General features: G+C 68.8%; 23 protein-coding genes, 2 pseudogenes and 2 riboswitches. Of the genes and pseudogenes, 17 read left to right on the forward strand and 8 right to left on the reverse strand.

Features of this window, described 5'->3' with window-relative positions:
- Positions 1 to 71 precede the first annotated feature (71 nt).
- Positions 72 to 275, forward strand: a riboswitch (cobalamin riboswitch).
- A gap of 195 nt (positions 276 to 470) precedes the next feature.
- The 15 genes and pseudogenes from GLX30_RS03380 to GLX30_RS03445 all read left to right on the forward strand — a co-directional run bounded on the left by GLX30_RS03380 (position 471) and on the right by GLX30_RS03445 (position 12,996).
- Positions 471 to 1,373, forward strand: a complete 903-nt coding sequence (locus GLX30_RS03380; protein ID WP_244257985.1) for a hypothetical protein — start codon at positions 471 to 473, stop codon at positions 1,371 to 1,373.
- The gene (locus GLX30_RS03385; RefSeq protein WP_159683326.1) at positions 1,370 to 2,392 is read left to right on the forward strand and encodes a cysteine synthase family protein; all 1,023 of its coding nucleotides are present in this window, start codon (positions 1,370 to 1,372) and stop codon (positions 2,390 to 2,392) included. The genes GLX30_RS03380 and GLX30_RS03385 overlap by 4 nt, the downstream gene beginning before the upstream one ends.
- On the forward strand, positions 2,389 to 3,648 hold the full coding sequence (locus GLX30_RS03390) for an ATP-grasp domain-containing protein (RefSeq protein WP_159683328.1): 1,260 nt from the start codon (positions 2,389 to 2,391) through the stop codon (positions 3,646 to 3,648). Before GLX30_RS03385 ends, GLX30_RS03390 begins: the two co-directional genes overlap by 4 nt.
- 34 nt (positions 3,649 to 3,682) lie before the next feature.
- Positions 3,683 to 4,459: an MFS transporter gene (locus GLX30_RS34955; RefSeq protein ID WP_244257986.1), complete on the forward strand. Its 777-nt coding sequence runs from the start codon at positions 3,683 to 3,685 to the stop codon at positions 4,457 to 4,459.
- An 8-nt stretch (positions 4,460 to 4,467) separates the two neighbouring features.
- Positions 4,468 to 4,905 carry a hypothetical protein gene (locus GLX30_RS34960; RefSeq protein ID WP_244257987.1) on the forward strand — a complete coding sequence of 146 codons (438 nt, stop codon included), beginning with the start codon at positions 4,468 to 4,470 and terminating at the stop codon, positions 4,903 to 4,905.
- The gene (locus GLX30_RS03400; RefSeq protein WP_159683329.1) at positions 4,874 to 5,623 is read left to right on the forward strand and encodes a class I SAM-dependent methyltransferase; all 750 of its coding nucleotides are present in this window, start codon (positions 4,874 to 4,876) and stop codon (positions 5,621 to 5,623) included. The genes GLX30_RS34960 and GLX30_RS03400 overlap by 32 nt, the downstream gene beginning before the upstream one ends.
- Positions 5,624 to 5,678: 55 nt before the next feature.
- Positions 5,679 to 5,860, forward strand: a riboswitch (cobalamin riboswitch).
- A gap of 29 nt (positions 5,861 to 5,889) precedes the next feature.
- Entirely contained in the window at positions 5,890 to 6,933 is a 1,044-nt protein-coding gene (locus GLX30_RS03405; protein ID WP_159683331.1) for an ABC transporter substrate-binding protein, read from the forward strand.
- 35 nt (positions 6,934 to 6,968) lie between these two features.
- A pseudogene (locus GLX30_RS03410) lies at positions 6,969 to 8,044 on the forward strand (iron ABC transporter permease).
- Positions 8,041 to 8,856, forward strand: coding sequence for an ABC transporter ATP-binding protein (locus tag GLX30_RS03415; RefSeq protein WP_159683333.1), 816 nt, complete (start codon positions 8,041 to 8,043; stop codon positions 8,854 to 8,856). Before GLX30_RS03410 ends, GLX30_RS03415 begins: the two are co-directional and overlap by 4 nt.
- Before the next feature lie 139 nt (positions 8,857 to 8,995).
- Complete coding sequence (locus tag GLX30_RS34965; RefSeq protein WP_244257988.1) at positions 8,996 to 9,163, forward strand: hypothetical protein; 168 nt, start codon at positions 8,996 to 8,998, stop codon at positions 9,161 to 9,163.
- A gap of 538 nt (positions 9,164 to 9,701) precedes the next feature.
- Complete coding sequence (locus GLX30_RS03425; RefSeq protein ID WP_244257989.1) at positions 9,702 to 10,385, forward strand: hypothetical protein; 684 nt, start codon at positions 9,702 to 9,704, stop codon at positions 10,383 to 10,385.
- A 115-nt stretch (positions 10,386 to 10,500) separates the two neighbouring features.
- Positions 10,501 to 11,208 (forward strand): MOSC N-terminal beta barrel domain-containing protein, encoded by a 708-nt coding sequence (locus GLX30_RS03430; RefSeq protein WP_159694838.1) that lies wholly within the window; start codon positions 10,501 to 10,503, stop codon positions 11,206 to 11,208.
- A gap of 30 nt (positions 11,209 to 11,238) precedes the next feature.
- Positions 11,239 to 11,418: a transposase gene (locus GLX30_RS03435; protein WP_244257990.1), complete on the forward strand. Its 180-nt coding sequence runs from the start codon at positions 11,239 to 11,241 to the stop codon at positions 11,416 to 11,418.
- 216 nt (positions 11,419 to 11,634) lie between these two features.
- The gene (locus GLX30_RS03440) at positions 11,635 to 12,288 is read left to right on the forward strand and encodes an IS5 family transposase (protein WP_159683335.1); all 654 of its coding nucleotides are present in this window, start codon (positions 11,635 to 11,637) and stop codon (positions 12,286 to 12,288) included.
- Positions 12,289 to 12,300: 12 nt separating this feature from the next.
- On the forward strand, positions 12,301 to 12,996 hold the full coding sequence (locus GLX30_RS03445) for an SMI1/KNR4 family protein (RefSeq protein ID WP_159683337.1): 696 nt from the start codon (positions 12,301 to 12,303) through the stop codon (positions 12,994 to 12,996).
- A gap of 298 nt (positions 12,997 to 13,294) precedes the next feature.
- On the opposite strand, the gene GLX30_RS03450 is transcribed toward GLX30_RS03445, so the two are convergent.
- Both GLX30_RS03450 and GLX30_RS03455 read right to left on the reverse strand, forming a co-directional pair.
- On the reverse strand, positions 13,295 to 14,338 hold the full coding sequence (locus tag GLX30_RS03450) for an alpha/beta fold hydrolase (RefSeq protein WP_159694839.1): 1,044 nt from the start codon (positions 14,336 to 14,338) through the stop codon (positions 13,295 to 13,297).
- A 525-nt stretch (positions 14,339 to 14,863) separates the two neighbouring features.
- Complete coding sequence (locus GLX30_RS03455) at positions 14,864 to 15,634, reverse strand: transposase (protein WP_159683340.1); 771 nt, start codon at positions 15,632 to 15,634, stop codon at positions 14,864 to 14,866.
- Between the two features lie 18 nt (positions 15,635 to 15,652).
- Between GLX30_RS03455 and GLX30_RS03460 the strand changes: the two genes are divergently transcribed.
- Positions 15,653 to 16,252: a GNAT family N-acetyltransferase gene (locus GLX30_RS03460; protein WP_244257991.1), complete on the forward strand. Its 600-nt coding sequence runs from the start codon at positions 15,653 to 15,655 to the stop codon at positions 16,250 to 16,252.
- Between the two features lie 129 nt (positions 16,253 to 16,381).
- Here GLX30_RS03460 and GLX30_RS03465 read toward each other — a convergent pair whose 3' ends face one another.
- Both GLX30_RS03465 and GLX30_RS03470 read right to left on the reverse strand, forming a co-directional pair.
- Positions 16,382 to 16,852, reverse strand: a complete 471-nt coding sequence (locus GLX30_RS03465) for a hypothetical protein (protein ID WP_159683343.1) — start codon at positions 16,850 to 16,852, stop codon at positions 16,382 to 16,384.
- Between the two features lie 12 nt (positions 16,853 to 16,864).
- A complete protein-coding gene (locus GLX30_RS03470; RefSeq protein WP_159683346.1) occupies positions 16,865 to 17,374 on the reverse strand; it encodes a GNAT family N-acetyltransferase in 510 nt (169 codons plus the stop codon).
- 235 nt (positions 17,375 to 17,609) lie between these two features.
- On the opposite strand from GLX30_RS03470, the gene GLX30_RS03475 reads away from it, so the two are divergent.
- A complete protein-coding gene (locus GLX30_RS03475; RefSeq protein ID WP_159683349.1) occupies positions 17,610 to 18,113 on the forward strand; it encodes a hypothetical protein in 504 nt (167 codons plus the stop codon).
- Between the two features lie 102 nt (positions 18,114 to 18,215).
- On the opposite strand, the gene GLX30_RS03480 is transcribed toward GLX30_RS03475, so the two are convergent.
- The 4 genes and pseudogenes from GLX30_RS03480 to GLX30_RS03495 form a co-directional block, all read right to left on the reverse strand.
- Complete coding sequence (locus tag GLX30_RS03480) at positions 18,216 to 18,593, reverse strand: fic family toxin-antitoxin system, toxin component (RefSeq protein WP_159683352.1); 378 nt, start codon at positions 18,591 to 18,593, stop codon at positions 18,216 to 18,218.
- On the reverse strand, positions 18,593 to 18,829 hold the full coding sequence (locus GLX30_RS03485) for a hypothetical protein (RefSeq protein ID WP_159683355.1): 237 nt from the start codon (positions 18,827 to 18,829) through the stop codon (positions 18,593 to 18,595). Before GLX30_RS03485 ends, GLX30_RS03480 begins: the two co-directional genes overlap by 1 nt.
- A gap of 148 nt (positions 18,830 to 18,977) precedes the next feature.
- Positions 18,978 to 19,374, reverse strand: a pseudogene (locus GLX30_RS34970) (VOC family protein); the annotation flags it as partial.
- On the reverse strand, positions 19,371 to 19,955 hold the full coding sequence (locus tag GLX30_RS03495) for a dihydrofolate reductase family protein (protein WP_159683357.1): 585 nt from the start codon (positions 19,953 to 19,955) through the stop codon (positions 19,371 to 19,373). The gene GLX30_RS03495 and the pseudogene GLX30_RS34970, both read right to left, overlap by 4 nt.
- Positions 19,956 to 20,089: the final 134 nt, after the last annotated feature.

Raw genomic sequence — 20,089 nt, forward strand, 5'->3', positions numbered from 1 at the left:
CGTCGATGGGCCCCTGCCGCAGAAGCGCGAGCCACCCTACGCTGATGCGTGCAGTCGGTTCGTGCCTCCAGTCCGACCGGACCATAGGTGGCGCGACGCAAGAGGGAACCCGGTGGGAATCCGGGACTGTCCCGCAGCGGTGAGTGGGAACGAACGCCGTCAACAGCACTGGGCCTGTATCCGGGGCCGGGGAAGCGACGGCCGGTAGGCGCCCGCCGGTTCTCCGGTGAGCGAGCCCACGAGTCCGAAGACCTGCCACTGCGCCCGCATCTGACGTGCGGGCTGTGCACGGTGACCTCGAGGACTGGGTTGGCGGTACGGACGGCTGCACGGCGTCGCTGCGCCGTCCCTCCTTCCCGGTCGCGGTTCGGGGCTCGGGACCAGGAGGAAGACGTGTCCGTGACCACACGAGTCCCCGTCATCCGTGCCGGGAGCCGGCCGGCCTGTGGTTCGGCGGAGTGGACCGGGCGGTGCTGACGCTCGCCGGGGAAGCCCGCGAGGCGCGGCACCCGCCGAACGGCACTGTGTCCGGCGTCTGCCACGGCACTCTGGGCGAGCTGTACCAGGGCCCTCTGCGGGAGAGCACCGAACCGGACATCGCCGTGGTGTCCTTTCCGGTGGACCGCCATTCCTGGGTGCACTTCACTCCGGGGACGGATGCGCCGAACCGACTGCCCCTCGGGGAGAAGTCCGCGACGGCGGCCGGGCTCTTCCTGGAGCACTTCGGGCTGACACTGCCGCCTGGCCGCTTCGACACCCACTCCGACCTGCGCGTGGGCGTGGGGATGGCCAGTTCGACCGCCGACATCGTGGCGACCCTGCGCTGCCTGTTCCGGACCTTCGCCCTGCCGTACGACCCGGACGTTGTCGTCGGCATCCTGGCCGCGATCGAGCGGGCCGACAGCGTCTTCCTCGACGAGTTCGCGCTCCATCTCAGCGGCCGTCACCGGGTGATCCGGCGGCTGGGCACGGACATCGGTTTCCACACCGCTTACATCACCGAACCGGGGACGGTGGACACCGCCGCCGTCACCGACCTGTTGCTGGAGCACTACCGGCGGCACGGGGAGGAGTACGAGCGCTGCCTGACCGACCTGTTGAAGGGCTTCGCCTCCGGTGATCCGGCCGCCGTCGCACGAGCGGCCACCACCAGCGCCGCCCTGTCCCAGGAGGTGCTGCCCAAGGCGACGTTCGACAGCCTGCTCGCCCACCGCGAACGGCTCGGCGCCGAGGGTGTCTTCGTTGCCCACACGGGCTGCCTGATCGGCTTCCTCTTTTCCTGCCGCCCCGGCGCCGACGTCAAATCTGACATCTCCGCTTTCTTCCGCTCGCTCGGCCACCAGTGCTCATTCGCCCAAGGAGGCTACGGGTGATCCACCCTCACATCGCCGACGCCCTGAAGGTTCCCGATCTCGTCCGGCTGGCCGACGGCGTCGTTCTGCTCCGGTTCGAGTCGATGAAGATCTACTCGGCGCTCGCCGCCGTCCGTCACCTGCTGGAGCGGGGCACGGTCCGTCAGGGACAGACCCTGATCGACAGCTCGAGCGGCATCTACGCCTACGCCCTTGCGCTGGCCTGCCACCGCTACGGCATGCGCTGTCACATCGTCGCGTCCACCACCGTGGACACCACCACGCGCGCCCAGCTGGAGATCCTCGGCGCCACCGTGGAACAGGTCAGGCCCTCGAAGAACCTGAAACTGGACCAGGAGTTACGCGTGCGGCGGGTGAAGGAGATCCTCGCCGATCACCCCGACTGGCACTGGATGCGCCAGTACCACGACGACATCCACTACCTCGGCTACCACGAGGTCGCCGACCGGATCACGACCACGTTTCCCCAGGCCGCGCTGACCGTCGTCGGAGGCGTGGGCTCCGGAGCCTCGACGGGCGGCCTCGTGGAGCGGCTCCGTGCCACGGACTCCTCCGTGCGGCTGGTGGGGGTGCAGCCCTTCGGGAGCGTCACCTTCGGCAGCCAGGACCACCACGACCCCGAGGCGATCATCGCCGGCATCGGGTCGTCGATCGTCTTCGACAACGTGCGCCACCACCTCTACGACACCCTGCACTGGCTGGACTTCACCCACGCCATGTCCGGCACGATCGCACTGCTCCGCGAGCACGCCGTCTTCACCGGGCTGTCCACCGGCGCCGGATACCTGGCCGCGGCGTACGAGGCCCGCCGTCACCCCGACCGGCTGCACCTGGTGATCGGCGCCGACACCGGACACCGCTATGTCGAGCGCGTCTTCGCCCGGCACACGGAGGCCCTGGACCCCGCCGCCTTGAAACCCGTCGAGGTATCCGCACCCGAGGAGATGACCATGCCCTGGTCCACGATGTCCTGGCGGCGCACCGCCCGACCGGCCCACGGGAAGGAGCGAGCGGCATGACCGTCGTCTGCCTGGAGTCGCTCACCTTCGGACTCGGCCGCTCGGTGCGCGCCGCCGACGCGCTGGGTGAGCGGCTGGTGCTGCTCACGCGCGACCCCTCCTACTACACGTACGAGCTGGCACGGCTTCCTGCCGACGCCCTCGACATCGTGCAGATCGACACCTTCGACGCGGAGAGGGTGGCGGACCTGCTGCACCACACGCCCGGACTACGCGGCCTCATCAGCTCCACCGACACCTGGACGCTGGTCGGCGCCGAACTCACGGCCCGGCTCGGCCTGCCCGGGCTCGAGCCCGACGTACTGCGACTGACCCGGGACAAGGCCGCCGTACGCAACCGCCTGCACGAAGCCGGGCTGACGCGCGGGCGCGCCGTGGAGGCCCTCGGCCCTGGCACGGACCTGCGGGAGCTGCTGCCCAAGGAGGTCGGTATGCCCGCCGTCCTGAAGGACACGGCGGGTACCGGAAGCCAGAACGTCTGGCTGGTCCGCGACGAGCCGGAGCTGGAAGCCGCCCTGGACGAGGCAACCCGACGCAACCTGAAAGGGCGGCTGTTCGCGGAGCCGTACTTCAGCGGGCCGGTGTACAGCGCCGAGACCCTCACCTGGGCGGGCCGGACGCGGCTACTGGGTGTCTCCAGCCGGCTGATGTCACCGGAGCCGCACTTCCGGGAGGAGATCACCGCGTATCCCGTGGCCTTCCCCGAGGCCCGGCGGGCCACGCTGGAGCGGTGGCTCGGTGAGGTGCTCGGGGCCATCGGCTACACCGACCGTTTCGCACACGTGGAGTTCGTCCTGACCACCGGCGGCCCGGAGGTCGTCGAGATCAACCCCCGGATCGGGGGCGCCCTGGTAGGCGAAGGCATGTGCCGGGCACTCGGCGTCAACGTGTACGAGGCGGTGATCGAGACGGCCCTCGGCCGCCGTCCCAGCCTGATGGACGCGGACCTGCCCGGCGGTCCGGCCGTCGCCTTCGTCCTGGGCTACCCGGCCGCGCCCGGGGTGTTCACCGGGGTCGCCGGGCTGGACCGCCTGGCGGACATGCCGGGGTCGCCGGCCTGGTACCCGGTCAGATCTGCCGGCGACGCTGTCGAGCACCTGGCCGACAGCCGCGGTTACGCGGGCATCGTCTACGCGGAGGGAGAGACCGCCGAACTGGCCACCCATCACGCGGTGGCCGCCGCCAACGCCGTACGGGTGCTCACCGAGCCGTTCCCGCTGCCCGGGGCCGCCGACCGCGAGGCGTCCGGTGGGTGAAAGCACGGCAGGCGGGAAGGACTTGCCGGCCGCGTTGTCCACGCTCGACGGGCCGCCGCGCTTCCTGCTGCTCAGCTCGTTCCTGATCCCGCTCGGCAGCTTCATGGTCCTGCCCTTCATGTCGGTGTTCCTGCACGAACGGCTCGGGATGGGGCTCGGCACAGTCGGCGTCGTGCTGGCCGTGGCGTCCCTCGTGCAGTTCTCCGGAGGGATCGTGGGCGGGGCCCTGGCGGACCGGATCGGGCTGCGCCGCACGATGCTGTGGGCTCTGATCGTCCGCACCGCCGGATTCATCGGTTTCCTGCTGGCCCTGCGCTGGCCGCCGTTGGCCGTCGGGGCGCTGATTCTGACGTGCTGCGGCGCCGCACTGTATCTGCCCGCCAACAAGGCGTACCTCGTGCACGGCGTGGACGACGAACGCCGCCCGGCGTTCCTGTCGGCGGGCAACGCGGCCCTCAACGCGGGTATGGCAGTGGGGCCGCTGGTCGCCGGGCCGTTCGTGCTGTCCTCGCCCGGCTGGCTGTTCCTGGCCGTCACGGCCCTGTTCGTCCTGGTCACCGCGGGCCACGCGCGCCTCCCCCCGCGGGCGGACGGGAGCAGCCTGGCGGGCAGGCGACCGAGCAGGGCTTGCTGGCCGGGGTGGCGGTCCTGCCGTTCGCCGCCACCGCGTTGGCGTTCTACGTCTACTTCCACTTCCAGCACTTCCTGGCGGTGTACGCCGTCGAGCGGGCCTCCAGCACGTTCTACAGTCTGGTCCTGCTGCTCTGCTTCACGCTGGTCATCGTCGTACAGCCCCTCGCCTCCGGCCTGATCCGGCGTATGCCCTACGCGACGGCCCTCGCAGTCGGCTTCATGGGCCTGGCGGCCGGAATGGCCGTCCTGGCGATCGGCACCCGGCCCGCGCTGCTGGCGGGCGGGGCGCTGATCACCCTGGGCGACATCGTCCTGTTCCTCAAGAACGACCTGGAGGCGCTGCGCCGCAGCCCCCGCTCGGACGCCGTGGTCTTCGGCCAGCAGCGGCTGGCCGCGGGGCTCGGCGCCTGCGCCGGCGGAGTACTGGGCGGGCAGTTCTACGGCCTCACCGAACAGGCGGGGAACACCGGCTGGTTCTGGTTGCTGGCCGCCGCACAGTGCCTGGTCCTGCCCCCGGTACTGCTGGCGCTGCGCGATCGCACGCCGCAACACCCCCACCCGCACCATGACGACGAAGGAGCACTGGGACCACATGACACAGACGGGCGGATTCCAGGACGATGACTTCTGGACCGAGTTCCACGACTTCCTCTTCTCCGAGCAACGCCACGCGCAGGCCGAGGAACTGCTCGACACCTCTCCCCTGCTGTCCTTCCCGCCCGGCGCCCGCGTGTTGGACCTGTGCTGCGGACCCGGTGTGTTCACCGTGCCGCTCGCCCGCCGGGGCAACGACGTGACGGGAGTGGACCTGAGCCCGGCCATGCTGGACCGGGCGCGGAAGCGATCGGCCGACGCCGGCGCCCAGGTCACGTATGTGCGGGCCGACGCACGCGAGTACGAGGCGCCGGGCGGCTTCGACGTCGTCCTCAACATGTTCACCTCGTTCGGGTACTTCGAGGATCCCGCCGACAACGCGCGGGTGCTGCGCACCATGTACTCCTGTCTGGCACCCGGCGGCACGCTCGTTCTGGACCTCGCCGGCAAGGAACTGCTGGCCCGCAGGGTCACCCCGCCGAAGGTGGTGCAGCGCGGCGACGACCTGATGGTGCAGACCGACACCGTGCTGGACGACTGGGCGAGGCTGCGCAGCGACTGGGTACTGGTTCGGGGCGACCGGGTGACGCGGGCAACCTTGGTGTGGTTCGCCTACAGCGCGGTGGAGCTGCGGCGGATGGTGGAGGAGGCAGGGTTCGGCCGGGTGGAAGTCTTCGGCGGATTCGACGGCCGCCCCTACGACGAGAACGCCGAGCGGCTGGTCCTGCGGGCGGTCCGCGAGGCGTGACGGTGGGCGCGGGGAGCGTGCGCGCGAGTACGCACGCCCTTTGACCTGAGCTCGGCGGAACGTAGTATCACCGGGTCATCGCCGCGACGGGAGACAGGAAGCCGGTGCGAATCCGGCACGGTCCCGCCACTGTGACCGGGGAGTGCACCCTTCTACATGCCACTGCGCGCCGCGCGGGAAGGCAAGGGGAGCGTCGATCCGGGAGTCAGGACACTGGCCTGTCGCGGGCCCGTTCCGAGGAGCGCGGACTCCCCAGGAGGCTTTACGTGTACGACGGCACGTCCCGTCCCCCGCTGTTCATCCCTGCCCTCAGGCGCCACTGCCTGCGCGCCACGGCCGCGGCTCTCGTCCTGTCGGCCGCCCTGCTCACCACGGGCTGCGGCTCGTCGCCGGACACCGCCCAGGACCCGAAGGCCACGGCATCGTCGACCAAGGGCTTCCCCGTCACCATCGACAACTGCGGTGTGAGGACGACGTATGAGAAGCCACCGTCACGAGTGGTCACCATCCACCAGCACCCGGCAGAACTCATGCTCGCCCTCGGTCTGAAGGACCGCATGGCCGGCACCGCCTTCCCCGACTCCGACGTCCTGCCCGAACTCGAGGAGGATTACGAGTCCGTCCCGGAACTGGCAAAGAAGGAGCCGTCCTTCGAGACCGTCCTCGATGCGGAACCGGACCTCGTCTACGGCGGCTACGGCAGCGCCTTCGCCGAGAACGAAGGCCGCTCCCGCAAGGCGTTCACCGACGCCGGCATCGCCACCCACCTCAACCGCGAATACTGCGGCAAGAAGCGGGTGACGATGAAGGACACCTACGACGAGATCCGCACCATCGGCCAGATCTTCGGCGTGCCCGACCGGGCCGACAAACTGGTGTCCGACCTCCAGGCACGGGTCGACAAGCCCGCGACGGCCGTCAAGGGGAAGCCCGAGCTGCCTGTCTTCGTGTACGACAGCGGCGACAAGACCGCCTTCACAGCCGGCGGCAAAAGCCTGGGCACCGAACTGATCGGGCTGGCCGGCGGCAGGAACGTCTTCGCCGACCTCGACGACGTCTTCGGCGACGTCTCCTGGGAGCAGGTCGTGGCGCGCAGGCCGGAGGTCATCGCCGTCTACGACTACGCCGGAGCCGGCAGCGTCGAGCAGAAGAAGAAGTTCCTGCTTTCCCAGCCCGCCCTCAAGGACGTACCCGCCATCAAGAACAAGCGGTTCGTCGTCCTTCCGCTGACCGCCACCCTGGTCGGCGTGCGGTCCGCATACGCGGTGGAGGACCTGGCCCGCGGCATCCACCCCGAGAGCTTCGAGTGACGGCCTCGGTCGCCGACACCGGCGCCGAGCCGGCCGTGCGACGCCGGCAACAGGACGACAGGCGGGCGGGACCGGCAGGTCTCACCGTCACGCTCGTCGTCCTGACCGTCCTGCTGGTGATTTCAGCCACGGCGGGTCTGGCCATCGGCTCGGTGCAGGTGCCACCCGGACAGGTATGGGCATCGTGACGCACGCGCTGGGCGCCGACCGGGCGACCCCGGACTGGTCCGGGGCACGGGAGACCATCGTGCTGGACGTACGGGCGCCACGCGTGCTCCTCGGCGCGGTGGCCGGCGCCGGGCTCGCCGTGGTGGGCACCGCGCTGCAGGCATTGATCCGCAACCCGCTCGCGGAGCCTTACCTGCTCGGCGTCTCCTCCGGTGCGTCCCTGGGCGCCGTCACGGTGATCGTGTTCGGGGTGACCTGGTTCGGGCCGGTGTCGCTGTCGGTCGCCGCGTTCGCGGGCGCGCTCGGTGCGCTGCTGCTCGTCTACGCCACCGCCCGCACCGGCGGCCGGATCACCTCCACGCGACTGGTCCTGTCCGGTGTGGCCATCGCCGCGGTTCTCACCGCCGTACTGGACCTGCTGCTGCTCACCACCGACAGGGGCAACGAGGCCCGCGCGGTCCTCGCCTGGACCCTCGGCGGCCTCGGCGGCGTCAACTGGGACACACTGTGGCTGCCCAGCGCGGCCCTGCTCCTCGGTATCGGCGTCCTCATGGTGCAGGCCCGCAACCTGAACCTGCTGCTCGCCGGCGAGGAAGCCGCGACCACGATGGGGCTGGACGTCGCCCGCTTCCGCGCCCGCATGTTCGTCCTGCTCTCCCTCGTCACCGGCATCCTGGTCGCCGCGACCGGACCGATCGGCTTCGTCGGCCTGATGCTGCCGCACATCGTCCGCCTCTTCGTCGGCGGCGACCACCGCCGCGTCCTGCCGACGGCAGCGCTCGGCGGGGCGGTCTTCCTCATCTGGGCCGACATCGCCGCACGTGTCGTCGCCGCGCCCATGGAGATACCCGTCGGCGTGCTGACGGCACTGTGCGGCGGCCCGTTCTTCCTGTGGCTGATGCGTCGTGACGCCCGGCGGACCACCGACCGAGGAGAGGCATGATCGCGACCGAACTCGTCATCGACAGCGTCACCCTCACCGCCGACGCCCACCACCTGGTCGAGGACGTCTCCCTGACTGCCCGCCCCGGCGAGGTTATCGGACTCGTCGGACCGAACGGCAGCGGCAAGTCCAGCCTGCTGCGCGCCGTCTACCGCGTCCTGCGACCCACGACCGGCCAGGTGAGTGTCGACGGCACCGACGCCTGGTCGCTGCCCGTACGGCAACTCGCCCGGACGGTGGCAGCGGTAGTGCAGGAGTCGGGCTTTGACTTCGACCTCTCGGTGCGTGAGGTCGTGGCGATGGGCCGCACCCCGCACAAACGGCTACTCGACGGGGACACCCCCGAAGACGCCGCCCTGATCAAGTCGGCGCTCGCCGCGGTGGACGCCACCGACCTGGCCCACCGCCCCTTCGACCAGCTCTCCGGCGGCGAACGCCAGCGCGTGCTCATCGCCCGCGCCCTCGCCCAGCAGCCGTCCCTCCTCGTCCTGGACGAACCGACCAACCACCTGGACATCCGCCACCAGTTGGAGATCCTCGGCGCCTTGCGGCGGCTGCCCGCGACGGTCCTGGTGGCCCTGCACGACCTCAACCTCGCCGCGTACTACTGCGACCGCCTCTACGTGCTGTGCGACGGCAAGGTCACCGCCTCGGGCCCGCCCGCCGACATCCTCACGCCCCAACTCCTGGCCGGGGTGTACGGCGTGACGAGCGAGGTCACCATCCACCCGCGCACGGGCGCGCCCCAAGTGACCTTCCTCCCTGGCGAGTCGCACGCAGCTGCCCCGGCCGAGGCAGATCTCTCCTTGTAGCGTCGGCGAGCACACCGCCTCCGGCCCCGAACTCGGCCGCATCCGTCGCTGTTCCCGCGCCGAGCTCTACCGCAGCATCGGCTCCGACGGCGCTCCCGTCAGTTGGGGAGCCCGCCTGTTCAACGGCCGCGACGAGCAGATGATGACCGTCCTGCTGCCCAACCCCTTCCTCACCGACCGCCAGGAACTTCTCGACGCCCCCGACTTCACCCGGCTCGACGCGTGGGACGCGTTGCGGGCCCGCTTCCTCTCCCTGCCTGTCGACCCGCTCGACCGCACGGGTAAGGGCTTCAAGCACAGCGGTTGACCACCGCCCGACACCCGCGGCCTGTCTCCACCCGAGCGGACAATGAGTGGAGTTCAGCCATGTGCCGCTGAAACTACGGCACCCGGTACGCGCGACCGTCCTGGGACGAGGAGGACCGCGTTCTGCTCTGCCGGTGCGCACTTCCGGGCGAGGTGTCGGGTGGCTCTTGGAGGTGGCGTGTCTATGCACACGGCGCTGATACGCGAACTGTACGGAGAAGTCCCGGCTTCGCCGTCGACGGCCGTCTGCGGCACGTGTGGCACGTGTGGCACATGGACGGTCCGCACGGCGACGTCGGGTGCGACCACGTCGCGGACGACCGGCCGGTGCGGCTGCGACGGAGCGGTGGAGGAGATCTCCGCGTTCGCGCTGCGGGCTGGTGAACCTGTCCCGGATGGCGGTGAACCGGTCCTCCGGCCGTCCGCCGGATCCGGCAGGCGGTCCGCGCCGAGCGGCTACGGTAGTCCCACCGCCTCCGGCCACCGGCGCACGGGAGAGGGCGGATCGGCGGGCGGTTGGCCGGAAGGGGGGGGACGGGGTGGCTGGACGGGCGCGCTACGGGGCCGGGGTGGTGGCCTTGGCGGGGGCCGCGGCCCTGATCGGGCTGCTGGGACGGCCCTCGGGCGGCGACGGCGATACCGGTGGATCCGCCCCCACCCCGGCCTTCTCCGTTGCCCCCGGGTCCTCCGGGCGGCCGGTCACCCCGACGGCCCCGGTGCCGGAAAGCCCAGCAGAGACGCGCCTCGACCTGTTTTCGTTCGGCGGCCTGTGCCAGGAGGAGGGGAGCCGTCCGGTCCCCCGCGCGGCACGCGTGTCGGCGTCGGGACCCCGCCCCCTGGTCGTCCATGTCAACGGCCTGCTGCACCAGTTCGAGGGCCGCGGCGGTTACGACCGCGCCGATCCGTTCACGCCGCTGCCCGAGCGGGTGCAGGTCGTCGCCTGCGCCCGGTACGAGGGGCTGGGCAAGCTCCTCAAGGAGTGCCGGTACGAGTCGCCCCTCGAAGCGGGCCGGGAGATCTCCCATTACGAAGGCCGGTATGAGGTACGGGTCCTGGAGGCCCGTACCGGCCGCCTGCTCGGCACCCACCGCATGGCCGGCCGCACCTCGGCGACCTGCACGCCCTTCGTCGAACGCGGCGCGGACACCGAGGAATTCAAGCCCCCCGGCGACGCCGCGTTCCGAGAACTCCTCGGCCCGTACGCGCGCGGCGAGAAGCCCTGAGCGGGGCGTCGCCTCGGGCCTGTGGCGACGACAGCGTGCGGCGTGATGCGGACGAAGGGCTCTGGGGGTGTATCGAAAGTGGGTACGCCCTCGCTCTTGTAGCCTCATCCGGGTGATGATCGAGGTGGGCGTGATCGAACGGATCTGGCGGTATCCGATCAAGTCGACAGGGGGCGAGTCGCTCCACCGGGCGGAGATAGAGGCGAGGGGGATAATCGGCGACCGTCTCTTTGCGGTGCGCGACGCTCAGGGCAAGTTCGGCTCGGGGAAGAACACTCGTCGCTTCCGTAGGATGCCGGGCCTGCTGCATCTGCGTTCCCGCTACGTGGATGACGTTGGTGTGCCTGAACTGCTGGACCCGCGAGGCGCGGTGGTACCGGACCCGAGTTCTTACCTTCGTCGCTACCTCGGTCGCGAGGACGTCGAGGTAGCCCGCGAGGGGGCAATCTCTCACTTCGACCAGCTGCCCATCAGCGTGTTGACCACTGCCACCCTTGACTGGGTGCGTTCGGCGGTGCCCGATGTTCCCGTAGATGAGCGACGCTTCCGGCCGAACTTCCTGGTACGCACACCGCCAGGCACCCCTCCCTTCGTGGAGGACGAGTGGTTCGGGAGCAAGGCACGGATCGGCGACGCGGTGTGCATTGAGTTCGTGCGATCGAGTGAGCGATGCGTGATGACCAACGAGGCTCAGCAGGACCTCCCCCACTCCCCGCTGGTATTGCGAGCCATCACGAAAGCCCACGACATGCGGTTGGATGGGCTTGCCATGGTCGTGTCACCAGGACAGGTGCGGGCCGGAGACCCTCTGGTCCTGCTCTGACGTCCGTCGAAAGTGAATCCCGAGCGTCAGATGATCTCGTTCGTTGCACGCGGAGACCTGACGGACCGGCAATGGGCAGCGTTGGAGTTGTTGTTGCCGAAAGGCAAGAAGTCGGGACGGCCGCCGATATGGACCAGGCGGCAGCTGATTGACGGCAAACGCTTCCGGGTCCGCACCGGCATCCCGTGGCGGGACATACTCGACGAGTAAGTACATTTGATACACGCCCTATCGACCTCGTGCGTGATCAGCGTGAGGTCGTGCCGGGGTTGCGGCTGGTGTTGTGATCAAGTCTGCGCGGCGGGCAGTGCGAGTTTTTCGTTGTGTTGGGTTGCTCGATCGTTGGATTGCAGTCCGGCTGTGGCCCGGATGGTGTCAGTGAGATTGTCCCGGCGGATGTAATGCCAAGCCAGGACTCGCCAGTTCTTGAGCTGGGGTTCGGCTCGGGGCAGACCTGCTGGCGGCGCCTCGAGCGATGGCAGCAGGCCGGATTCTTCGCGCAGCTGCACCGGATTCTCCTCGCCAAGCTGCACGCGGCCGGCGAGCTGGACTGGTCCAGGGCGTGCGTCGACGGTTCCCACGTCCGCGCGAAAAGGGGGAGCCGACACCGGTCCGTCGCCGGTCGACCGACGGAAGACGGGCAGCAAACACCATCTGATCTGCGACGGACGCGGCACCCCGCGCAAGGTCATCACCACCGCGGCCAACGTCAACGACGTCACCCAGACCCTCGCCCTGGTCGACGGTGTCCCGCCCGTCGCCGGCCGCCCGGGCACCCGCCGCCGCCCCGAGGCGCTCCTCGGAGACAAGGGCTACGACTCCAACCCCAATCGCCGCGGACTGCGCAAGCGCCGGATCCTGCCGGTCATCTCCCGCAAGGGCTCCCCGAACATCAAGGGCCTGGGCAAGCTCCGCTACGTCGTCGAGCAAACCTTCGCCCTCCTCCACCAGTTCAAACGCCTCGCCATCCGCTGGGAACGCCGCAACGAACTCCACGACGCCTTCGTCTCCCTCGCCTGCAGCCTCATCTGCTGGAGACGTCTCAAGAAGACCGGCCCACGATCGCGTCACGAGCTCTGAGGACGGCTATCGATGAAGGGGGAGCAGCCCTCGAGACCGCGGCCACATGCGACAATCCGTCCCGTGTCAGAGGAGCTCTCGCGTTGGTACAGAGGTCGCCTGGTAGGCGGACAGTTCAGACCATTCGACCCAGGCGAGTGCACTGCACTTGAACGGGAAGTCGGGCTACCCCTGCCACCCACGTACCGCTCCTTCCTGACAGCCGCCGGCGGGGAGAGACCGGATCACTCGGTCCGCCTCCCGGCTTGTGCACCAGAACCGGTCCAGAGCTTCGACAGCCTCTATCAGTTGGGCCGTGACGAAGCCGGTGAGTACGGCTGGGGCACGCTCCTGGGCGAGTACCGGCACAGTCGCGACGGGTGGCTTGCCGAGAACGTGCCGCTGACCGGCCTTCTGCCCATTGCCCGCAACGGCGGCAGCGACGTCCTCTTCCTGGACCTGAACCCGGCCACTCATGGCCAACTCCATGCGTTCGTCCACGCCATCGCCTGGCCGGAGTATCTGGGCGACCACGTCTTCACGAAAGCCGCTGACAACTTCGACGCCTACCTCGACAGCCTGTTCATCGACCCCGACATGGCGGAGGACGCCTGGGCGGACGTCGCCGAAAGCGATCCCTCGGATCCCTGGCGGAGGACCGTCGAGGAATGGCTGGACAAGGAACTGCCGACCTGGCGTGCCGAAGCCTGGGCCACCCCTTTGACCTGAAGACGCTCTCCCCAGGGGACCTTCCTCAGCTGCGTAGCCCAGATAGCCGACTCCAGCCCGCTTGGCGTACGCATCGTTGCGAGGCGAGCCTGCTCGTGATCGTGTTACGAGCTCTTAGGGTGATCCAAATCCTTTACGTGCCCCGTCAATGGTCCGTCACGTTCGGAGATGCCGATGATGCGCCGTACGCTGCGTTCGTCGTGACTGTCTTCGCTGGTTGTGGCACGCCCTGACGACGACGCGGGGCTGGTGTTCGAACCCTGGAGCCCCGACGGTTCCCGGCCGGGGCTCGGCTGTCCTACGGAGCCGGGCTGATCTCGCCGTTGGTGTCCATGTTGAAGATGCCCTGGGTCTTGCCGTCGACCTTCAGATGCTTGAGCCAGTGCTTTGAGAGGTTGTGCACGTTCTTGTGCTGCATCTCCCACACCACCGAATGCCCGGCGCAGTCCAGCTTGACCATCAGCTTGTGGTCGCCCGCGATGGCGTTGTAGAGCGCGGGGACCGAAAAGTTGAGCTCCGGATCTTCGCTGGACGTGTTTACCTGCCTGTCGTGTTCCCCGTACGCGATGAGGACCGGCACGCTGCCGCCAAGGACGCCGCCCTGCGCCGCGGTGGTCTTGTTCCAGCCCCACCGGACGAAGTTTCTGATGCGGTTGAGCCCTTCACCTTCCGTCCCCCACGTGCTGCCAACCGGATCGCTTTGCATGATCGCATCCCACACCACGTGCTCCATCGCGGGTTCGCGCTGGCCCTTGCAGAGCGCCTCATTGCCCCACCCATTCCAGGTTCCCGCCTTCGTGCTCACGAACATCGGGAAGCCGGGCCGCGGCAGCGGGGCGGGGGCGTTCGACGTGCCGTCGGGTGGGAAGATCGGCGCCAGCAAGAACAGGCTCGACACCTTTCCGGGGTTCTTGACCGCGTACGGCCCCATCGTGAACGCGGCCGCAGACCAGCCGATGAAGGCGACCTTCTTCACCTTGCGCTCGCGAATGATCCACTCGACGACGGTGTTCAGCTCGTCCCGGTCGCTGTTCGAGTTGGTCAGCTGGAACGGATAGTTCGGCGGGCCTGGCGTGAAACCTGGAGGTCTCGGCTTCAGAAGGTGCTGCTGGGCGGGGTTGACGTTGCGAGGGTCGTCCATCTTCGGCCGCGGCGACAGCCCGGAGCCCTGGAGGTCCATCATGAAGACGTCGTAACCGGCCTGCGCCAGCGCATTGGCCCAGCTGTACGACTTGTACTCGAGATCAAAGCCCGGGAGCACAGGAATGCTCCGGCCGTGGAGCATCAGGACGGCCGTGCGCTCATCAAGGTGGCCGGGGGGCGTGCCGTCGCGCTCCCGCACGAAGAGCTTGACCTGATTCCCCTCGTTCGCGCCGGGGACGGTGGACTTGTGGGGTATTGCATGGTTGTGCACTTGGACGGGCATGAGGATCCGTTCTGTGAGCTCGGCCGGGGCGTCGTTGCCCTGCCCGGACCACGCTCGAGGCACGGGACCGTCCGCGCCACAACAGGGGGCCAGCCGTGTGACGTGTACTTTCTCCGTGCCAAGCGGCGACCTGCTCCCGTAGTCGTCCTCGAACGGCGACAGCGACAGCGCCACCCCGTCGGCGGTCGGCTCGCCCGCCAGCTCCGCCAGCCCGGCGTGCAGCCTGGCCACCTTCCGCACGATCCGCCTCGGCGTGTTCTTCGCGCCACCGACCAATGCAGGGGCCGTCTCGGTGGCACGGGGGAATCCACCTGTGCGACTTCAATCTCACGGCGAGCCACTGGTCGACGTGATGCCGCCTTGCCCTGTCTTAAAGGGTTGTCCCATAAATGATCTCTGAGTCGGCCCGTACGTGACCGCGTGATGTGGCGGCATGCTCGCTCATCCGGCGCGGGCGAGGTTGTGCAGACGGGCGATGCCCAGCATGGCGTGGTGAACACCGTCGCCTTTCAGGCGGCAGTCGCGCAGGATCTTCCAGCCCTTCATTCGGGCGAAGACGTGATCGACTCGGGCGCGGACCTGGCGGTGGGAGGTGTTGTGTTCCTCCTTCCAAGCCATAAGTTCGGCCTGGCCTTTCTTGCGGCGGTGTGGGATGACCAGGCCGGTGCCTCGGTAGCCACCGTCCGCGATCACCGTCGTCCGGCCGACGGCTGCTTTGGCGCCAGACAGCTCCCACGCCTTGCAGTCGTTGCGGTTGCCCGGAACTGGCCGGCCGACGGCGACGACGAGGCAGGTGTCAGCGTCGATGACGACTTGGTGGTTGGTGGAGTACCGGTAATTCTTCGACCGCTCGGCGACGGCATGGTCGCGGGTGGGGACCAGGGTGCCGTTCACGATCAGCACGGTGTCCCTGCGGAACCACTTACGGCGCTGGTGTGCGAGTGCAGGCGCGAGGTGGTCGATGATGCGGCCGGCCGCTGATTTTGAGATACCGAACAGGGGGGCGAGCTGCCGCAGCGTCAGGTTGGTGCGCCAGTACGCAGTGACCAGCAGGACCCGATCCTCGAACGACAGGCTCCACGGTCGCCCTCTGCGGACCGTGTCCGCGCCTTCACGCCGCAGTGCGGTCAGTAGTTTGCCGAAGCAGCGCGGACTCAGCCCAGTGAACGGGGCTATCCAAGACGGCTCTGACGCCGTGATCACACCAGCCACACCAAGATCGTCTCCTGTGTGGGAGCAGCTCTGACGACGTCCCTCGGCAATCCGATGGCGCGACGCAGCTTCGCCGTCAAGAATCGGTGGATGCATGAAATAGAGCTGTCCGACGGGGTCATCACTCTGTCGCCGTTGCGCCTGGACGATGTGGAGGCACATCTCACGGGGGAGGATGAGCTGCTGGTTCGCTGGCTCAACGGTGGTCCCGGCACGCGTGAGGGCGTGGAAGCGTACTTCCGGCACTGTCGGGAACAGTGGGACACGGCCGGGCCGCTCCGCGCTTTTGGAATCCGGGTAGGCGCCGACAAGGTGCTCGCGGGGACGACCGACCTGCGGTTCACAGGAGAGGGCTTGGCTCCCGGCCAGGTGAACGTTGCCTACGGCCTCTATCCGTCATGGAGGGGGCGTGGACTGGCTACCCGGGCGGTCCTCCTGGCGTCCCAGTACGCGGCCAGCGGGGGTGGGGAGGAGGCGGTGATCCAGGTGGAGCCGGAGAATCCCGCATCCGCCGCAGTCGCGCGGCGGGCAGGATTCACCCCCGGCAACCAGTCGCACAGCAAGGACGGCACACGGTTCCAGTGGTACATCCGGGACCTGCGCGTCGCTCTCCAGTGATCAAGGGAACCTGTGAAATCCGGCCAGTGTCGCTCTTCCTACCCCAACTGCTCAGGGTTTCGAGACGGGCGTCGGAGGCCGCTCGCCTTGGCGGCTCCTAACGGAGGGGTCCCACCAATTTGGTTGGACTCACGGGGATGCGAGGCTCGCGCGTGCTGCGGCCATGAAGGCGATCTTGTGTTCCTCGAGGTGCTCGTTGACCTCGACGTCGCCGATCTCTCGCCACACCGCCTGGTTGAGTGCCCGACCGAATGTGTGCACAGGGGCGTGCAGGTCCGCGTCGCTGAGCAGCACGAGGTGCCGTTCAGCGATCCAAAGCCTGGTCATGACACCCGAAGCAGTACTGTTCCAGTCTTCGTCATCGCCCCAAGCCTCGGGACGGCTATAGGCCGCCCGTTCGGCATCCTGGGCGCAGGCGATGAAGTCCTTGATCGCCTGCATCTGCTCTGCCCGGCGCGCCTCGCTGGTGGCCGCTGCCTGGCGGCGTTCCTCCAGCCGCTCGGCGGAGCGCTGAGCGGCGCGCTGGGAGAGCGCCGTCAGGCCGCCGCCGAGGGCGACGCCTGCGAGTGAAAAGATCGGTGCCCACACTTCCATCACCACGCGGCGCCCTTCCTACGACAAGTGCTTGTGCATCAGCGTGCACATGGTCTCGTGCCGGAGCAGTGAGCCGTCCGGCGCCTGGACGTCCCAGGCATCAGGTCGACGACCGTGGGCCAGGTAGCCCAGTCGCTCGTACAGGGCCCTGGCCCGTGGATTGCTCTCCTCCACCGCGAGCTCGGCCCTGTGCAGGCCGCGTGACCTGATGCGATCCTCCGCGGCCCGGATGAGCATGGTGCCCAGACCACACGACTGCAGGGCCGGGAGTACCGCGAGCTGCCAGAGTGTGCCTACGCTGGCCGTGACCTGGTAGTCGATGCCTCCGATCGCCACCGGAACATCGGCCGGGGTGCACAGCGCCAGATAGTCCACATCCCCCGCTGCCGCGCGCACCACCTCCCGTTCCACCTGCATCAGATGGGCGGTCGAGCCGGACCACGCACAGGCCGGCAGATCAGTGGGCGTCAGGTCACGGACGAGGACTGGCACGACAACCTCGGCCACCCCGGTACGAGGAAGACTCATGCGCCTATCCGATCACCCCAAGGGGCCTACAGACCAGAGAATTTCGCGTGCAGGCCGCTGCCACGTGGTCAAATCCGCGGCCGCCGCAACGTCTCACAGCCCTCGTCCATGTGGGGGATCAGGGCGAGCAACGCTGAGGCCAGTCCAAGCAGGGGATGGCCGTTTTCATGAAGCGCCATCAGTGACGACCAACAGTTACGGGACAGCCCTTTAGGGTCAGGCCGAAGGTGGCGAGATGTTGGAGGCATTCCTGGTCCGGCTTGCCGCCCGCTACCACCTCGGTCTGCGCGACCTGCTCGCCGCCATCACCGAGACCGACGGCCGGCGCAGCGTCGCCGGGATGCTCCACCCGGACAGCGAGATCCACCTCAACGCCCAGGCCCGCGCCCGCGTTTCCGTGCTCTGCCGTGTTCAGGCAGCGGTGCTACGCCGCGTACCCGTCCGGCGCTACCTGGCTCCTGAGGAGCGCGTCCGCGGCCGACACCGGTACTGGCTGATGTTCCTGCCCGGCACCACCGGCTTGCCCGTGCCGCTCGGCCAGTGCCCCGAAGTCGTCCGAACTCAGCAGCGGCATATTGGCTGCTGCGCAGCTACCCCGCCGCGGCCCGGGCCTTTGACGTCGCTCGCGCCGTCACCGGATCCTGGTGGGAACAGCCCTGTCCGGACGAGGAACAGCAGTGACCGGCCCGCCTCGGGGCTACGCGTCCCGACGACGCTCATCCCGGCTGGTGGAAGGTAGCCGCCCGCGGCCTGATCACCTATCCCGAAACCGTCACCTTCGCGCGCCTGCTGGCGGGCCGCCCCCTGCAGCAGCGCACGGTCACCGAATCCGGCACGCGTCTCATGTGACGGAGGGCCAGGTGCGCAGCAGTTCAGCAATCTTGGCGGCGGTGCAACCGGGGTCGAGAAGGAGGTCGCGTAGAGCCATGGCGTCGCTGCGCGTCGGTTTGACCGCGATGCCTGAGGCTTCGAGGTACATGACGCCGCAGGCGGCGGCAACGGCCATGTTGGAGCGCTCGAGCCAGCGGCAGCGACCCAGAGTATGTACGAGGGCGGCGGCCTTGGCGTAGGGGCTGCCGTAGACGGGCTGCTCGAAGAACTCGGCGCGGTGGCGCGCGACGGCGGCGAGAGGCACGCCGTAATCGTCGGGGGCCGGATCGCCCGCTCCGGCGATTTCTGCGACTTGCAGGATCCAGGGGACGTCGATGTGCAGTTCCATCAGGCGGCGCGCGCTACCTGAGTCTGCTGGGCGTCCTCGGCCTCGTCGAAGACGCCTTGGTGTTCGGCGAGGAAGCGGGCTGCTGCGTCCACGGCCCGGGCGCGCAGACCGCTGGTGTCCTCCTGCACGAGGCGGGTCAGATAGTCACCCACGCTCAGTCCGAGGTCAGCGGCGCGTTGCCTAGCGAGTTCCGCGATGTCCTCGTCCACCCGTGCACCGATCTGCGTCTTCGCCATACCCCAATGGTAACAGGTGTTACCACCCAGGGAAAGGACGGACGGCCGGGCTTGGCCGCAAGGAAATCATCACCCGGCAGGAGGTATGGGGTGAGGCGGGAACTCGCTCGGGCAAGGCTGAGCTCACGGGGCGCTCAGGAGAAGTCCCGGCGGTGATGCCGTCGGGTGTCCGGGGCGGCCACTCCACCAACTCGATCCGGTAGCCATCCGAGTCGGTGAGCCGCGACCTCTTCGGGCCGCGAGGGCCGCCCGGGTACTGGAGAGGTCCCGACTCCAGGCCGGCGTCGGTCAGCCGCTCCAGGGGGCGGCCAGCATGTCCACCTGGAGCGCGAGGTGGTCGAACCGCTGCCCACGTCGACCGGTCCGCCGCCGGGACGGTGGACCAGTTCGAGCGAGGCCGCCGGTTCACCGGGGAACTTGAGGATGACGACGCGACTTCCGTCGCCGCCGTCGACCCTGCCCAGTTCGGCGTAGCCCAAGGCGGTGCAGTAATCGAGCGAGCGGTCCAGATCGGTGACGCGGTAGGCGACGAAGAGCGTCGTCATGCGGTCACCTCGGGTCGGCGTACCCGGTAGCGGAGGTGGGTGACGTCCCGGTCCTCGAGCCGTCGGACGAGGTCGAGTTCGATGTGTTCACCACCGAGGTGGTCGAACAACCGTCTGCCGTCCCCGAGAAGGACCGGAATCAGGTGGATCTCCATCTCGTCAATGTGCCCGGCCAGGAGGAGCGCTTGGGCCGCGCCCGCCCCATGGACCATGACCGGCCGGTCCCCGGCGGCTGCGCGAGCCTGACGGGCGCAGTCATCGACATCGGTGACGAAACGCGCGTGACCGGGTGGCACGTCCCCGTCATCCACCTGGTGGGTGAGGACGAAGATCGGCACGCCATCGTGGTGGTCGCCCTGCCAGCGCCCGGCGAGTTCGAAAGTCCGACGGCCGGAGATCACCGCGCCGGTCGCCGACGCCTCGCGGAAGACCTGGCCGCTCGGACCGTCGGACCCCCGGTCGTCGAGCCAGTTGAAGAGCCGTCCTCCGGCATGTCCGAGCTCCTGCCCTGGCCGATCGTCCGGGCCTGCGATATAGCCGTCGAGCGACATCGACATGTACAGCCGAATCGGATTGTTCATCCTGGCCTCCCCTCTCTCCTCCATGCCACCGGGATCCGTCGTTTCCTGATCCGCCGCCGGGGCGGGAACGTCACAAGGAAGACTTCAGGCACCCGGCAAACTCATCGCCCCCCGCCGGCCGTGCTGCCGGGCCC

This window comes from Streptomyces sp. Tu 2975, assembly GCF_009832925.1.
Taxonomy (GTDB): domain Bacteria; phylum Actinomycetota; class Actinomycetes; order Streptomycetales; family Streptomycetaceae; genus Streptomyces.

Bases quoted from the DNA above. Each gene is read 5' to 3' on its own strand.
- GLX30_RS03390 (WP_159683328.1), top strand. From the start codon at position 2,389: ATGACCGTCGTCTGCCTGGAGTCGCTCACCTTCGGACTCGGCCGCTCG.
- GLX30_RS34960 (WP_244257987.1), top strand. From the start codon at position 4,468: ATGCCCTACGCGACGGCCCTCGCAGTCGGCTTCATGGGCCTGGCGGCC.
- GLX30_RS03400 (WP_159683329.1), top strand. From the start codon at position 4,874: ATGACACAGACGGGCGGATTCCAGGACGATGACTTCTGGACCGAGTTC.
- GLX30_RS03415 (WP_159683333.1), top strand. From the start codon at position 8,041: ATGATCGCGACCGAACTCGTCATCGACAGCGTCACCCTCACCGCCGAC.
- GLX30_RS34965 (WP_244257988.1), top strand. From the start codon at position 8,996: ATGATGACCGTCCTGCTGCCCAACCCCTTCCTCACCGACCGCCAGGAA.
- GLX30_RS03430 (WP_159694838.1), top strand. From the start codon at position 10,501: ATGATCGAGGTGGGCGTGATCGAACGGATCTGGCGGTATCCGATCAAG.
- GLX30_RS03435 (WP_244257990.1), top strand. From the start codon at position 11,239: ATGATCTCGTTCGTTGCACGCGGAGACCTGACGGACCGGCAATGGGCA.
- GLX30_RS03445 (WP_159683337.1), top strand. From the start codon at position 12,301: ATGAAGGGGGAGCAGCCCTCGAGACCGCGGCCACATGCGACAATCCGT.
- GLX30_RS03470 (WP_159683346.1), bottom strand. From the start codon at position 17,374: ATGAGTCTTCCTCGTACCGGGGTGGCCGAGGTTGTCGTGCCAGTCCTC.
- GLX30_RS03475 (WP_159683349.1), top strand. From the start codon at position 17,610: ATGTTGGAGGCATTCCTGGTCCGGCTTGCCGCCCGCTACCACCTCGGT.
- GLX30_RS03480 (WP_159683352.1), bottom strand. From the start codon at position 18,593: ATGGAACTGCACATCGACGTCCCCTGGATCCTGCAAGTCGCAGAAATC.
- GLX30_RS03485 (WP_159683355.1), bottom strand. From the start codon at position 18,829: ATGGCGAAGACGCAGATCGGTGCACGGGTGGACGAGGACATCGCGGAA.
- GLX30_RS03495 (WP_159683357.1), bottom strand. From the start codon at position 19,955: ATGAACAATCCGATTCGGCTGTACATGTCGATGTCGCTCGACGGCTAT.